Source organism: Clostridium bowmanii, assembly GCF_018861315.1.
GTDB lineage: Bacteria > Bacillota > Clostridia > Clostridiales > Clostridiaceae > Clostridium_AD > Clostridium_AD bowmanii.
This window is the reverse complement of the sequence record NZ_JAHLDL010000011.1, coordinates 55452-69773: the sequence shown is the minus strand read 5'-3', so window position 1 is coordinate 69773 and position 14322 is coordinate 55452. Positions and strand designations below refer to the sequence as shown.

Sequence of the window (14322 nt, the reverse complement as noted above, 5' to 3'; positions counted from 1 at the left end):
ATCTATCTACAATTATGAGGAGGAGAAAAAATGGAAAAACACATTGTAAGTACAAGTAAAGCACCAGCAGCTCTTGGACCATATTCTCAAGCAGTAAAAGTTGGGAACTTATTATTTACTTCAGGATCATTAGCGATAAATTCAGTTACTGGGGAATTTATAAATGATGATATAAAAAAAGCAACAGCACAATCTTTAGAAAATCTAAAAGCTATATTAGAAGAAGCAGGTACTACCTTAGATAAAGTGGTAAAAACTGTTGTATTCTTAAAGGATATGGATGATTTTGCTGAGATGAATGAAGTATATTCAAAATATTTCACAATCAATCCACCAGCTAGATCTTGTGTTCAAGTAGCAAAACTTCCTAAGGATGCATTAGTAGAAATAGAAGTTATTGCGATTGCTGAATAATAAATTATCACTTGATAATAAATTAGCACTGGATAATAAATTAACCTACGTGGTAGGAGAAAACATTAAAGATACAAAATTAAGAGATTATCTAAAGTATACAGAGAATTTATCTAGTAGATTTATAAAAAGCTCTGGTACTAGTGGAAAAATAAGTGTAAATGGTAAAGTGGTTAAGCTTAATCATAGAATAAATTCAGTTGATAAAATAGAAATTGATATGAAGAAAGATGAGCATCAAAACATTGAACCTGAGAAAATGGATTTAGATGTGGTATATGATGATATGGATCTTATTGTTATAAATAAGAGCTCAGGTATAGTAGTTCATCCCACTCGTGGAGTTCCCTTTGGAACTCTAGCCAATGGAGTTTCATATTATTTTAAAGAAAGAAATGAAAATTGCATTGTTAGACTAGTGAGTAGACTGGACAGGGATACAACAGGTCTTATAATAATTGCAAAGAATCAATTTGCTCATATGGCTTTAGCTAGAGACATGCAAAGTAGCGATGCTGGAGTCATAGCAATACAAGGAAAATCAGCACAAGGAATCGATATGCAGGATAAAACTTTTGAGAAGAGTTACATGGCTGTTGTACATGGTAATATGGAAAACAAGTCAGGTACTATTGATTTGCCTATTGGGAAACTCGATGAAGACTCTATAAAAAATGAGGTTTTTGAAAATGGACAAAGAAGTATATCTCATTATGAAGTTATAGATTCTTTTAAAAATGGTGATTTGGTAAGAATTACTTTGGAAACAGGGAGAACACATCAAATTCGTGTTCATTTTAGTCATATTGGGCATCCACTTTATGGGGATAGCCTTTATGGAACCTCTGAAAGCCAGTATATTGATAGGCAGGCACTACATGCTTATAAATTAGTCTTTCCACATCCAAGAACTGGTGAGCAGCTTATACTCCAGTCAAAACTTCCAGAGGATATAGAGAGTTTAATAAGTAAACTAAAAGCTGAAAGTTAAATCATCTCCTTTTGAAGTGTCTTTAAATATAAAAAAGCACTAATTATAAACTGTTAATAGTTTATAATTAGTGCTTTTTAAATATTACCTTTTATCTTTAATATTATGCATCAATCTCCTCAATCTGTTTTTCTTTTTTGTTTTTATATTTCTTATCCTCATAAAGATTAATATTGTGGCAAGTGCAATTGCAGAATATTTTATTATGTTCATTTTCAGCGAAGATTGTGTAAAGTATTTTGCGTTATTCTTAAGAAATGAATTACTAGGAACAGAGACTTTTTTACTATAATTCATTCCGCTAGACAAATCTAGATTATAGGAATCTTTCCCAAAAGTAATTAGTGCCTTACTTATATCATCACCTTTTTTTATGGAAGAAAGGTCTGAATTCATTTTCTCAGTTTTAATAATTGGTGTTATTGATGAGCCTTTAGCTTTAACAATATAAAAATCTTTTGAAGCGAGTAGAGGAATTACTGTGCCATCTTCTAATGTTAAATTTGATACTTCGACACCTTTATCATAATATTTAGACAGCTCAAAATTATTAAATCCATAATTCAATAGTTTTATACTGTCTGGAAAAAAGGTTTTTATAGAGTCATGTACTAGAGACACTATAAGTTTTTGACCATTTTTATTAGCTACGGCAATGTAAGAATGCTTTGATTGAATAGTATAGCCCGTCTTTCCACCCACACAATACTCATAATAGTATTGGTCCCCTTTATGTATTAGTTTATTGCCATTCCAAAGAGGACGTTTTTCTTTGCATTTATTTGTTGATGCCATTGTATACGATGGGGTTGTTGCCATCTCTTTGTATTCATCATGCTTAGTAAGCTCCTGCATAATTAAAGCTAAATCATAGGCCGAAGTTTTATGGTTAACATCATATAGTCCATTTGGATTGACAAAATTAGTGTTTTTACAACCCAATGAACCTGCTTTTTCATTCATAAGCTTTGCAAATTTTTCTGTTGAGCCACTTATATGTTCTGCTAAGGCTACAGCGCAATCATTGGCAGAAGCCAGTATTAATCCATATAGCAATTCTTTTACAGATATTTTCTCGCCTTCAGTGATATATATTTTTGACCCATCAGCTATTTCTGCGTTTTTACTTACGGTTACCACATCGTCTAATTTAGAATTTTCTAAAACTAGAAGTATAGTCATTATCTTAGTAGTAGAAGCTGGAGGATAAGCAGAATTTTTATTTTTCTCATAAAGTATTTTACCTGTAGTTGCATCCATTAAAACTACACTATCAGCTGATACTGTTGGTGGTTTTACTAGAGCTTGGACTGCTGGTGCTGTGTTAAAAAGTAACAAAAATGATGTGATTATTATTGTAATTAATTTTTTCATAGATTACCTCCAGTTTTCAATAGTTACATTATATCAATAAAATTCTTTCTTAGCGACAGTATTTATGAAAAGTTGTCAATAATTTTATATAAGAAGGTAAAGCAAACAGTAATTAGTTTCGTTTACAGAGCTAAGAAGGAGGATTTATGAAAAATAAAGAAAAAATAATTGGATCTATAGCTATATTGTGCATAAGCATTATTTTTATAATTGTTGGGTTCGCATTGTCAAGTCAGAAGGGAAATGTTAATGCTACAGATTATAAGGATATATTTGTAGAAGGTGATAAAACTACAGAAGTTGATAAAAGTATACAAGCTGATAAAACTGCAGAAAAAAAACAAGCGGCTGGAGTTATTGCAGCCTCAGCAAATATAGTAGAGGATATTAATATTAAAGTTGATATAAAGGGGGCTGTAAAAGTACCAGGTGTTTATGAAATAAAAAAGGATAGTAGGGTAACTGATCTTATAAAACTAGCAGGTGGAGTTACAGATGATGCTGACCTTAATGTCACTAATCTTTCTGAAAAACTAAAGGATGAAGAATGTGTTATGATTTATAAAAAAGGTGAGAAAGATAAGGTACAAGATTTACAAGGTAATATTACAAGTCCTACAATTTCGAGTCCTACGGCGTCAACCACTACTAAAGATGCTATTATTAACTTAAACACTGCAACCAAAGAAGAGTTAAAAACTCTTACAGGTGTAGGAGATATTAAAGCTGATGCCATTATTAAATATAGAGAAGAAAATGGAGGATTTAAAACAGTAGAGGAACTAACAAAAGTGGGTGGTATTGGGGAAAAGACCTTAAGCAAATTCATAGATAAGGTAGACATAAAGTGACTAATGGTATAAAATTATCTTGAACATTTAGTAATAATTAATGCGTTTTATTTATTTAGAATAACTACGAGGAGGGAAAACAATTGATAATTGTTTTCTGCCCCAGAGAACTACAAGGAGGGAAAACAATTAGTAATTGTTTTCTACACCAGAGCACTACAAGGAGGTTAATATGGATAAGAGACTTACAGAATTTTCGAAAACCTCTGGCTGAGCAGCGAAAATAGGGCCGGGGGCCTTGGCAAAGATATTAGATAAATTACCTAAAATGGAAAGTGAAAATTTAATTGTTGGATTTGAAACTTCGGATGATGCAGCAGTATACAAATTAAGTGATGAAATTGCAGCTATTCAAACCTTAGACTTTTTTACACCTGTGGTTGACGACCCATATGTTTTTGGGCAAATAGCAGCAGCAAATTCATTAAGTGACGTGTATGCTATGGGAGGAAAACCAACATTAGCCTTAAATATAGTATGTTTTCCCAATTGTTTAAATATAGATATACTTGGAGAGATTTTAAAAGGCGGAGCAGATAAAGTACTAGAAGCTGGAGCAATAGTAATGGGTGGGCATTCAGTACAAGATGATGAACCTAAATATGGTCTATCAGTGATGGGAATTGTGCATCCTGATAAAGTACTTAGAAATTATGGTTGCAATGTAGGAGAGGTGTTAATTTTAACAAAACCCTTGGGCACTGGTATAATTAGTACAGCAATAAAAGCTGAAATGGCTTCCAAAGACGCTTATGATATAGCAGTAAAAGTTATGAGTACGTTAAATAAATATGCTGGAGAAATTATTGTAGAGCATCACGTAAGTGCTTGTACGGATATAACAGGTTTTGGTATCATGGGTCACTGCTATGAGATGGCAGAGGGGTCAAATATAAGTTTGAAATTATTTAAAGAAAATATACCCTATATAAAAGAGGCCAAAGAGTATGCAAAGATAGGTCTAGTACCTGCAGGGACTTATAACAATAAAGCATACTTAGAAGGTAAGTATGAGCTTAGAAGCATTCCGGAATGGTTAGAGGATATACTATTTGATCCCCAAACTTCTGGTGGACTTTTAGTATCTTGCACAAAAGAAGAGGCAAAAAAACTTATGGTTAAGTTAAATGAGTTAGAACTAAAATCCCAAATCATTGGAGAAGTAATACCACTGCAAGATAAGTATATTACTGTTGAATAATTTAATTAACAGAATAATCTAATTAATAAAATAAGTGCGGGGTGATTACAATGAATAGAGAATTATTAAGAAGTTTACCTAAGGTAGATGAACTGCTTCAGGAAGAAACAATAAAGCAGCAGTTAGGTAATAGTATGAGAGTTATTGTACTAGATTCCTTAAGAGAGGCTATAGAAGTTTATAGAAAAGCAATTTTAAATGATGAAATACAATCATTAACAAAAGAAGAGGTAATGACACATTCTATTATGTTACTAAATAAGAAGAACCTTCCAAAGCTTAGAAAAGTTATAAATGCTACGGGAACAGTGGTTCATACAAATTTAGGAAGATCTCTGCTATCAAAGGATGCAATTGACAGGGTAATTAATGTTGCTGAAAATTATAACAATCTTGAATATGACATAGAAAAAGGCAAAAGGGGATCTAGATATTCGCATATAGAGGATCTACTTATAAAAATAACAGGTGCAGAGGCTGCTATGGTGGTAAACAACAATGCAGCTGCAGTAATGCTTGCGCTAGATACACTTTGTAGGGAAAAGGAAGCAATAGTATCTAGAGGACAATTAGTTGAAATTGGTGGCTCTTTTAGAGTTCCTGACATTATGAAATTTAGTGGAGCTAAACTAGTGGAAGTAGGTACAACCAATAGAACCCATTTATATGATTATCAAGATAATATTACCGAAAATACAGGTGTATTGTTAAAAGTGCATACTTCTAATTTTAAAATCATGGGATTTACAGAGGAAGTATCTATAGAAGATTTAGTAAAGCTGGGAAATGAAAACGAAGTGCCAGTGGTTGAAGATATAGGCAGTGGTGTTCTTGTAGATTACTCTAAATATGGGTTTGTTTATGAACCCACAGTTCAAGAAAGTATAAGAAAAGGTATAGATGTATTAACCTTTAGTGGAGATAAGATGTTAGGTGGTCCTCAAGCTGGAATTATAGTAGGTAAAGCAAAGTATGTTAATAGAATGAAGAGAAATCAACTAACTAGAGCGCTCCGAATAGATAAAATGACTTTGGCAGCTTTAGAAGGTACCCTTAAGCATTATTTAGAAGAAACAGAGGCTATTAATAACATACCAACTTTAAATATGCTTTTATGTCCAAAAGATGAGCTTAAGAAAAGAGCACAAAAACTAAAAAGAAAGCTTCAAAATAAAACTGATAAATTCACTTTCACAATAGATAATGATTATTCAATGGTTGGTGGGGGTTCCATGCCTACAGAAAAAATAGAAACTTATGTCATAAAAATAAAAAGTGAAAGTTTTACAGCACCACAAATAGAAGAAAAATTAAGAATGAATGAAGTAGCTATAATTGCCAGAATTAATAATAATGAGGTAATAATGGACCTTAGAACACTATTCGAAAAGGATTATGGAATTATTACAGAGGCTTTTAGGACAATGTAAAAATAGGTTGCATGCCTATATTTTTATAGAAAGGATGTGGCTTAAATGAAGCATATAATTATAGGAACAGCGGGGCATATAGATCATGGTAAAACAACTTTAATTAAAGCATTAACTGGTAGAGAAACAGATACTTTAAAAGAAGAAAAAGATAGAGGTATTTCTATAAATTTAGGATTCACCTACTTTGATTTACCATCTGGTAGGAGAGCTGGAATTATTGATGTTCCGGGTCATGAGAAATTTATTAAGAACATGCTAGCAGGAATAAGTAGTATAGATGTGGTTCTACTGGTCATAGCAGCAGATGAGGGCATTATGCCTCAAACCAGAGAGCATTTTGAAATATTACAATTGCTAAATGTTAAAAAAGGAATCATAGTGCTTACAAAATCTGATTTAGTAGATGCTGAATGGATTGAAATGATTAAAGGAGATTTGACCCAGGAATTTAAAGGTACATTTTTAGAAAATGCACCAATTCATGCAGTATCATCAAAAACTAAAATAGGCCTTGAAGCATTAATTAAAGATATAGATAAAATCACAGAAGAAGTTGCGGCTAAAGACACAGAAGGACATTTTAGGTTACCTGTGGATAGAGCATTTACTATAAGCGGTTTTGGCAGCGTTGTGACTGGAACAATAATAAGTGGAAGAGTAAAAGTAGGGGATACTATAGAAGTATATCCTTCAAAAGTAGTTACAAAGGTTAGAGGTATCCAAATTCATGATAAGCCTGAAGGATTTGGAGAAGCAGGTCAAAGGTGTGCTATAAACCTAGCTAATATAAAATTAAGTGAAATAGGTAGGGGAGATGTAGTTTCAAAGGTAAACATAATGGAACCTTCTTTCTCAATTGATTGTGTGCTTTATTACCTAAAAAGTGCAAAAAAACCGCTAGTTAATAGGCAAAGAGTTAGATTATATCATGGAACAGATGAAATTTTGTGTAGAGTGGTTATTTTAGATAGAGAGGAAATAGCTCCAGGAGAAAGTGCTTATGTACAATTAAGATTAGAAAAACAGATTAATGCTCAAAGAAATGACAGATTTGTGCTTAGAAGCTATTCACCTATGTACACTATTGCTGGAGGTATGGTTATTAATCCTTCCGCGGACAAGGTCAAAAGATTTAATGAAAAATATATTGATGACCTTAAGATTAAAGAGAGTGGAACAACTGAAAACATTTTAGAAAATACTCTTAGTAAATTAAGTGGAGATTACCCGGATGCCAATGTTATATTAAAAGCACTAGGTAAAAATGAACAAGGCATAGAAGATAAATTACAAACACTGGTAGATGATAATATAATAATTAAACTAACAGCATTAGATAAGACAATATATATACATAAGGATTTCATAAAGCAAAAGATAGAGGAAATAGAGCGAATTTTAACAGTGTATCATAATGAAAACCCGCTTAAGGGCGGTATGCCAAAAGAAGAAATTAAGAATAAGATTTTCGGAAAAAATATAAAGCAAAAGACCTATGACGAATTATTGATGCTAATGGAAGAGAGAAATGCTATAAAAGTATATGAAAAATATGTATCTTTATACGATTTTTGGATACAATATACAAATGAGCAAGAAAACTTGAGAAAGAGTATTATTTTAGCTTATGATAAAGGGAGATACAATACCCCTAAATATAGTGATTTGATCCAAAGCGAAAAGGATAAAAAGAACTTTAAAATGGTTTTTGATTCCATGATAGATAATGAACAATTAGTAAAGGTAGCGGAGGATTGTATATTTACAAAAGATCATTATGAAAATTCGAAAACTCTAGTGTGTAATTATATAAAAGAAAATGGTAGTATAGCAGCCTCTTCCGCTAGGGGAGTATTTGATACAAGCAGAAAATTTGCAGTAGCCCTTTTAGAACATTTTGATGGTATAAAATTAACTAAAAGAGTAGAAAATGATAGGATATTATATAAAGAAAGTTAAATAGCCCCAATGTAATCAATAATTCGACAAAAATATGCATATTGCTATTGATAGTAGTATTAGGATATGTTATAATTATCACTGAAACAAAGCTAATGGGAGTAGATAGGTGCTGGTGTGCCTGCCAGTCTTCAAAACTGTGTTGTCGTGCTAATACCACGATGGGTGTGTTCGATTCACACATATTCCCGCCAATTAATTCGACATATTGCGGCCTAGATACATAATTTTATGTATTCTGGGTCGCTTTTTATTTTTTGACTTTTTCATCATGATTCCTTTAACAATAAAGCTATATTAATAGTATTATATAATATGGTTCTTTATTTATATTAAAAATAAAGGGGAGATCATATGTGATTAAATATATAAATACCTGGAATTTTTCAAATGAATATTTATCATCTGAGTATAAAGAAATAGGTTATCCTGTTTTGAGAGGCATGTTTGCTAGAGGCTTATCTGAGAATGGTCAAAGCAATGATAAGGATGAAATTTTGGATTCTATTGCAACACTTTTAATTAAGGGTCACAATGATAAAACAATATTACCTATTATAGTTGACATGATATTTTTTAGAAACAGAAAAGGTCTTTATAACCATGATCTAATTTGGACATTTTTTCAAGCAAGAGACCCTCATAGCTTAATGCTCATAGCAAATTATTTATGTTCAGATAACGTGAATGATGTTAAATTAGCTTGCAAACTTTTAGACTTTGTACCTTCTATAGATATGAATAGAAGAGGTAGTGAAAATCAATATGTTGCTTTTTTAAACTGGATTAGTGAGAATTATCCGTTTTTATATTTTACGGGGGAAAGTTTTCAGAGAACCAGTAAGCCTATACCCTATATTGTAGAATTAGATGCCAAATATTTGTGTAGACGGGTATCTCTTTATACTGGTAAACCATTAATGCCATACACTGTAAAAGAAAAAAAGTTATTAGGTTATTTTAACAATTTAGATGAAGATAATAAGATGTTGCTATCTACATTCTCACTTAGAATCTATTATGAAAACATATATTTATGGATATCATGGATTAACAATTCCATACCTAAACAAATAAGAATTGCAGAAGCTAGGTTATGCGCTGAAACTCATAGCTTCTAAACTCAATATAATAATTAGAGGAGATAGTAAATGATTATAATGCCTAACAATATTGTTAAAGTTGATGCTTTTATAAATGAATATAAGCCAAACGGTATTGAAAGAGATATCATTAACAAGATGGAGTTAAGTAAGGATAGGTACGAATATGATTCGTTAAATCAGTTGCAGTTTGAGTTGAAATTACGAAAAGATATTGTTATTGCTGCTATAAGACTCAATGAAGACCATATGTCATTTACAATCTTTCGTAAATCAATGTGTAATCTTGAATATTGGGATCGTACTGAGGAAGGTGGATTTAAATTAAAAAAAGGTATAATTCCTAGTGATGCTATAAAGGATATTTCTATAAATAGTTCTAAATATGGTACTGAATGTGCTACTGCAATGATTATTATTTATTATCAAGCATTGCTTAATATACTTGGCGACAAACTCTTCAATGAACTATTTCCCGAAATACACTTAATGAATTGGCATTATATTGATAGTTTGCTTGAGGATGTTGGTATTTTAGAAAAACATAGTGATTATTTACCAGGGGATAGAAGATACGTTTATAGTCCTGATGTAAATCCAGTAACACCTGAATGGCAAGGAGAAAATGTTATAGACTTAGGTAAAGAAATATATTTTGGACATGGTATAGGCATCGGAAATGCTGAAGAAATAATTAGTGAATTAAATAAATATAGAATAAAGAAAGCAAAAGAAACTGCTTATTTATTAGATTCAGCTGCACGTCTAGATTTTATAAATTTAGCCAATATATATTATAAATTTATTTCAACGTCTACCAATAAAAATTGAGATTGAATTTATTAAAGAGTAATAGATATAAAGTATGTAGCGCCTTGTAGTAAAAAAAAGAGCATATGCTCTTTTTTTTATTGTCCTTCAACATTTTCAGGTGTTTGTATATTTTCGTTCTCTTCAATATTTTTGTTTCCTTCAACAGCCTCTATTCCAGTAGGTTCAATTTTATAATTTCCTCTGACTGCTTGTTTAGTTATAAGTCTCTTTTTCATTAGTAATTCAAGAGAAGATTTGAATACTCTAAGATTACCTTTACCGTTGCCTAAATTAATAGCTAACTTAATTTTTGCTAAGCTTTGTGGGGAGGCATTTCTGCTTTCATAAAGATAGTTTAATACACTGTCTTCAATTTCTTTTATATCATCTTTCATAAATATTCTCCTTTGTTATTGTATTTCACCATAATGTATAAGTATACTACATGATTCAGGTAATATAAAGGTGAATTTTATAGAAGGACGTACTTTATAGGGGTATACCTGCGATAAACATAGCTAGTGTTAGCTAATTGCACAATATATCTTAATAACACTCAAATTCATTAATAAATGCTTATATTGTGCCCAAAATGGATTTCGACATTATGCTTTAAGGGTAATATAATGAAAGGATACTTAATATCCATTATTATAGTTAAAATCAAAATGATGTATTATTTTAAATATATTGGGGGCGAGGCTTTGGAATTTGTAATGAACAAAATAATGAGCATAGATAAAGATGCTGAAAGTTATAGAAAAGGAATTGATGAACTACTAAAAGAGAAACAAAATGAACTTGAAAAAACAATAGTAGATATGAAAGATAGCTGGGAAGAAGAATCTAAAAATATTAAGAACACTATAAGCAATGAAAAAATAATTGAGGCTGAGGAAAAAGCTAAAAATATAAGAGCAGAAAAAGAAGAAGGATTAAATAAAATTAACATTAAATATCATAGCAATAAATTAACAATAGTAGAGGGCGTATTTAATGGAATAATAGAGTCGCTATAGGAGTTGAAATATATGGGAAGTGTTGTTGTGTTTAGTGCCATAAATTCTAAAGTAAAGGCTTTAATGGGAAAGATGCTTAAGGATGACCAGTACTTGAAATTGTTAAAATGTAAAGACTTTAAAAGTACTGTTAAAGTTTTAAAAGAGGAAACTAACTATGCGCAGCTTTTGGAACCATATAACTTAGATAAGATTCACAGGGGCGATTTAGAGATTATTTTACATAAACACTATATAAATATTTATAGTAAATTTATAAATTATTTTAATGGTGAATATAGGAAGCTTATAAAAGCTTTTTTTGTAAGATGGGAAATAGAAGATTTAAAAGTAATTATTAGAGGCAAATATTTGGGACACAGTTACGATGAAATTTCAAAGAGGTTAATTGCTAGAAGTTCCCTAAATACAATAAATTATGATTATTTATTAGCTCTGAAAAATGTAGAAGAGGTTGTGGAAGGATTAAAAGGAAGCATATATTACAAGAGTTTAAAAAATTTATCAAAAGGCATAAATGAAAAAGGATTGTTTAGGATTGAAACAGAACTCGATTTTGTTTATTTTACGACAATTAGGAAAGAGCTCAAGCATCTAGACAAGGAGAATAGTGAAGTGGTGCATAGTATAATTGGCCTTGAAGCAGACCTACTAAATTTAAGTTGGATATATAGGGGAAAGACCTTTTATAAAATACCACCAGAAGAATTGTTTAACTACACTATATACAATGGATATAAACTATCAAAGGAAGAGCTTAGACAGCTTTGTTATGTAAATAATATTGATGAATTGCATAGTTTAATAGAAAAAACACCCTATGCTCATATATATGAAAAAGATGATCCCAATTCCATTGAGAAGCAGGAAAGGGAATTCCAAAAGAAATATTTAAAGAAAATTCTGAGAGAAAATAAGACTAACATTAGTATGGTTATGAGTTATCTTATGTTTTATAGAATTGAAGTAAGTGATATTATATCTATATTAGAACAAAAGAGATATTCCGTTGCTATAGATGAAGGTGTTAATTTTGTCTCTGTTAAAATCTAAAATACTATCTACCACAGAGGATCGCAGGAGGTGATTTTGTGTCTATAGAAAAAATGCATATGGTTAATTTAGTTGGAGCCATTACAGATTTTGATAAGTTAACTAAAATGTTGGCACTAGAAGGCTGTATGCAACCAGTTAGTGCTTTGCATGAAATAAATTCGTCAGACTTTGTACTTAAAACCTCTACGGATAATATAGAGGCTTTAATGGATGTAAGTTATATAAGACCGTACGTATATGATAAGGACTATAATATAAGTTTAAAACATATCGAGAAACTTGAAGAGGCTCAAAATAGCTTTGGTATAAGGAAAGAATATATTAAAGAGATAATTTTTGATCCTGATATCATGGAAAAGAAGTTATCAGAGGTTTATAGCAAATATGAGCTTTTGAACATAAAATTAGAGAAATTAAAAGAAAAACAGCAATATCTTAAAAACACTCATGAGGCATTGAAATTTTTAACAAATGTATCTCTTCCTATGGAAGATATTACTAATATGAAAAATTTTCAAATGGGATTGTACAAAGTGCCAGTGCAAAATATGGCTAAAATAAAAGCTAATTATGAGAATATCCCCTCGGTAATAAAATCTATTTATAAAGAAAAGGATTCCGTTATATTTATATCGTTCACACCTATACTTTTGGTAGTAGAGACGGAAAGAATTTTTAAATCTGCAAATTGTGAAAAAATACCAGTGCCAGATGATTACACGGGAATGCCTAAAGAAGTAGCAGTAACAGTAGGCGATGAAATAAACCAGGTACAACAATCTATAGAGGAAACTGAAAAGCAGCTTAATGATTTTTTGAATGAGAATTATAAAACTATAAAAAATCTTCAAAACAGTTATGAATTGGAGCAAAAGTCTGGAGAAATTAAAAAAAGTGCTGCTGGCACAAATGAATTTTTCTATCTTTCTGGTTGGATACCTAATAATTTTATGGAAAACTTTAATAAGCTACTTTCAAGTTTTGATGACAGAATATTGATTATTAAAAAAGATCCTAATGAAAGAACCAATAAAGATATAAATCCACCAACAATGCTTAGAAACAATAAATTATTTAAGCCTTTTGAGAGCATGGTTGGAATGTATGGTGTTCCTAGCTATGATGAAATCGATCCCACTATTTTTTTGGCCATAACGTATACATTGATGTTTGGTGCTATGTTTGGAGATGCAGGACAAGGATTAGTTCTGCTTTTAGCAGGATTTATATTAGTAAATAAGTTTAAAAGACCTAATTTGGGCGGAGTTTTTGAACGGCTTGGGATAAGTTCTGTAGTATTCGGATTTCTATATGGAAGTGTGTTTGGTTCTGAAAAGGTAGTTCCAGCACTGCTAATTAGGCCTATGGAACATATTAATGATATATTAATTACCGCAATTATATTTGGATGCGGGTTCTTACTTTTAGGGTTTGTACTGGGAATTACTAACAGTTTAAGGCGGAAAGATATAGAACGTGGACTTTTTGGAAAAGAAGGACTAGCAGGTTTTATGTTCTATGTTGGAGCATTAATACTAATAGTTTCTATAGTGTATAAAAATCCATTATTACCAACAACTATTTGGATAATCTATTTTGTATTTTTCTTATTATTGATATTGCTAAAAGAGCCACTAGCTAATATGATTTTAGGTAAAAAAATATTATTTGAAGCTGGAGCCAAGGATTATTTTATAGAATCAGGTTTCGAAGTAATAGAAACACTTTTAGCTATGTTTACTAATACACTCTCATTTATAAGAATAGGTGCTTTTGCATTAAATCACGTTGGACTTTTTGTTGCATTTTCTGCCATGGCTGCTATGACTAAGAATGGATTTGCTTCAATATTAATACTAATACTTGGAAATGTAATAATTATATGTCTTGAGGGGCTCATAGTATTTATACAAGGGTTAAGACTTGAATACTATGAATTATTTAGCAAGTATTATGAAGGTGGGGGAACTACTTTTGAGCCTGTGAAGGTTAGACTTAAGTAACACATATAAAAGAATATAGATTAAAAAAATATCTTATTTATGGATAAAGTTAATGAAACTTATTAGTGCGGAGTGTAGTGCACTCGATATTAAAAGGAGGAATAA

13 protein-coding genes and 1 tRNA gene are annotated in these 14322 nt (G+C 31.0%); 12 read left to right on the top strand and 2 right to left on the bottom strand.

The window, feature by feature from the left end:
• The first annotated feature begins 30 nt into the window (after positions 1-30).
• Both KPL51_RS09285 and KPL51_RS09280 read left to right on the top strand, forming a co-directional pair.
• Positions 31-414 (top strand): RidA family protein, encoded by a 384-nt coding sequence (locus KPL51_RS09285; protein ID WP_216159962.1) that lies wholly within the window; start codon positions 31-33, stop codon positions 412-414.
• 28 nt (positions 415-442) lie between these two features.
• Positions 443-1405, top strand: coding sequence for an RluA family pseudouridine synthase (locus KPL51_RS09280; protein ID WP_216160149.1), 963 nt, complete (start codon positions 443-445; stop codon positions 1403-1405).
• 84 nt (positions 1406-1489) lie between these two features.
• Here KPL51_RS09280 and KPL51_RS09275 read toward each other — a convergent pair whose 3' ends face one another.
• Positions 1490-2779: a D-alanyl-D-alanine carboxypeptidase family protein gene (locus KPL51_RS09275; protein ID WP_216159958.1), complete on the bottom strand. Its 1290-nt coding sequence runs from the start codon at positions 2777-2779 to the stop codon at positions 1490-1492.
• Between the two features lie 146 nt (positions 2780-2925).
• Between KPL51_RS09275 and KPL51_RS09270 the strand changes: the two genes are divergently transcribed.
• From KPL51_RS09270 to KPL51_RS09240, 7 genes are all read left to right on the top strand, one after another.
• Entirely contained in the window at positions 2926-3630 is a 705-nt protein-coding gene (locus KPL51_RS09270; protein ID WP_216159955.1) for a helix-hairpin-helix domain-containing protein, read from the top strand.
• Between the two features lie 172 nt (positions 3631-3802).
• Positions 3803-4831, top strand: a complete 1029-nt coding sequence (gene selD, locus KPL51_RS09265; RefSeq protein WP_216159951.1) for a selenide, water dikinase SelD — start codon at positions 3803-3805, stop codon at positions 4829-4831.
• A gap of 50 nt (positions 4832-4881) precedes the next feature.
• Positions 4882-6261 carry an L-seryl-tRNA(Sec) selenium transferase gene (gene selA / locus KPL51_RS09260; protein ID WP_216159948.1) on the top strand — a complete coding sequence of 460 codons (1380 nt, stop codon included), beginning with the start codon at positions 4882-4884 and terminating at the stop codon, positions 6259-6261.
• A 45-nt stretch (positions 6262-6306) separates the two neighbouring features.
• Positions 6307-8223, top strand: a complete 1917-nt coding sequence (selB, locus tag KPL51_RS09255; RefSeq protein ID WP_216159944.1) for a selenocysteine-specific translation elongation factor — start codon at positions 6307-6309, stop codon at positions 8221-8223.
• A gap of 97 nt (positions 8224-8320) precedes the next feature.
• A tRNA-Sec gene (locus tag KPL51_RS09250) sits at positions 8321-8417 on the top strand.
• Between the two features lie 162 nt (positions 8418-8579).
• Positions 8580-9344 carry a hypothetical protein gene (locus KPL51_RS09245; RefSeq protein ID WP_216159941.1) on the top strand — a complete coding sequence of 255 codons (765 nt, stop codon included), beginning with the start codon at positions 8580-8582 and terminating at the stop codon, positions 9342-9344.
• A gap of 30 nt (positions 9345-9374) precedes the next feature.
• Positions 9375-10157 carry a protein-glutamine gamma-glutamyltransferase gene (locus KPL51_RS09240; RefSeq protein WP_216159937.1) on the top strand — a complete coding sequence of 261 codons (783 nt, stop codon included), beginning with the start codon at positions 9375-9377 and terminating at the stop codon, positions 10155-10157.
• 77 nt (positions 10158-10234) lie between these two features.
• Here the strand turns inward: KPL51_RS09240 and KPL51_RS09235 are convergent, their stop codons facing one another.
• Positions 10235-10534 (bottom strand): hypothetical protein, encoded by a 300-nt coding sequence (locus KPL51_RS09235; protein WP_216159934.1) that lies wholly within the window; start codon positions 10532-10534, stop codon positions 10235-10237.
• Between the two features lie 309 nt (positions 10535-10843).
• On the opposite strand from KPL51_RS09235, the gene KPL51_RS09230 reads away from it, so the two are divergent.
• The 3 genes from KPL51_RS09230 to KPL51_RS09220 are packed head-to-tail and all read left to right on the top strand — an operon-like array spanning position 10844 to position 14217.
• The gene (locus KPL51_RS09230; protein ID WP_216159930.1) at positions 10844-11158 is read left to right on the top strand and encodes a hypothetical protein; all 315 of its coding nucleotides are present in this window, start codon (positions 10844-10846) and stop codon (positions 11156-11158) included.
• A gap of 12 nt (positions 11159-11170) precedes the next feature.
• Positions 11171-12211, top strand: coding sequence for a V-type ATPase subunit (locus tag KPL51_RS09225; protein ID WP_216159927.1), 1041 nt, complete (start codon positions 11171-11173; stop codon positions 12209-12211).
• A 38-nt stretch (positions 12212-12249) separates the two neighbouring features.
• Positions 12250-14217 (top strand): V-type ATP synthase subunit I, encoded by a 1968-nt coding sequence (locus tag KPL51_RS09220; protein WP_216159924.1) that lies wholly within the window; start codon positions 12250-12252, stop codon positions 14215-14217.
• Positions 14218-14322: the final 105 nt, after the last annotated feature.

Excerpts from the sequence above, each read along its gene's own strand:
- KPL51_RS09285 (WP_216159962.1), top strand. The coding sequence starts at position 31 with ATGGAAAAACACATTGTAAGTACAAGTAAAGCACCAGCAGCTCTTGGA.
- KPL51_RS09275 (WP_216159958.1), bottom strand. The coding sequence starts at position 2,779 with ATGAAAAAATTAATTACAATAATAATCACATCATTTTTGTTACTTTTT.
- KPL51_RS09270 (WP_216159955.1), top strand. The coding sequence starts at position 2,926 with ATGAAAAATAAAGAAAAAATAATTGGATCTATAGCTATATTGTGCATA.
- selA (WP_216159948.1), top strand. The coding sequence starts at position 4,882 with ATGAATAGAGAATTATTAAGAAGTTTACCTAAGGTAGATGAACTGCTT.
- selB (WP_216159944.1), top strand. The coding sequence starts at position 6,307 with ATGAAGCATATAATTATAGGAACAGCGGGGCATATAGATCATGGTAAA.
- KPL51_RS09240 (WP_216159937.1), top strand. The coding sequence starts at position 9,375 with ATGATTATAATGCCTAACAATATTGTTAAAGTTGATGCTTTTATAAAT.
- KPL51_RS09235 (WP_216159934.1), bottom strand. The coding sequence starts at position 10,534 with ATGAAAGATGATATAAAAGAAATTGAAGACAGTGTATTAAACTATCTT.
- KPL51_RS09225 (WP_216159927.1), top strand. The coding sequence starts at position 11,171 with ATGGGAAGTGTTGTTGTGTTTAGTGCCATAAATTCTAAAGTAAAGGCT.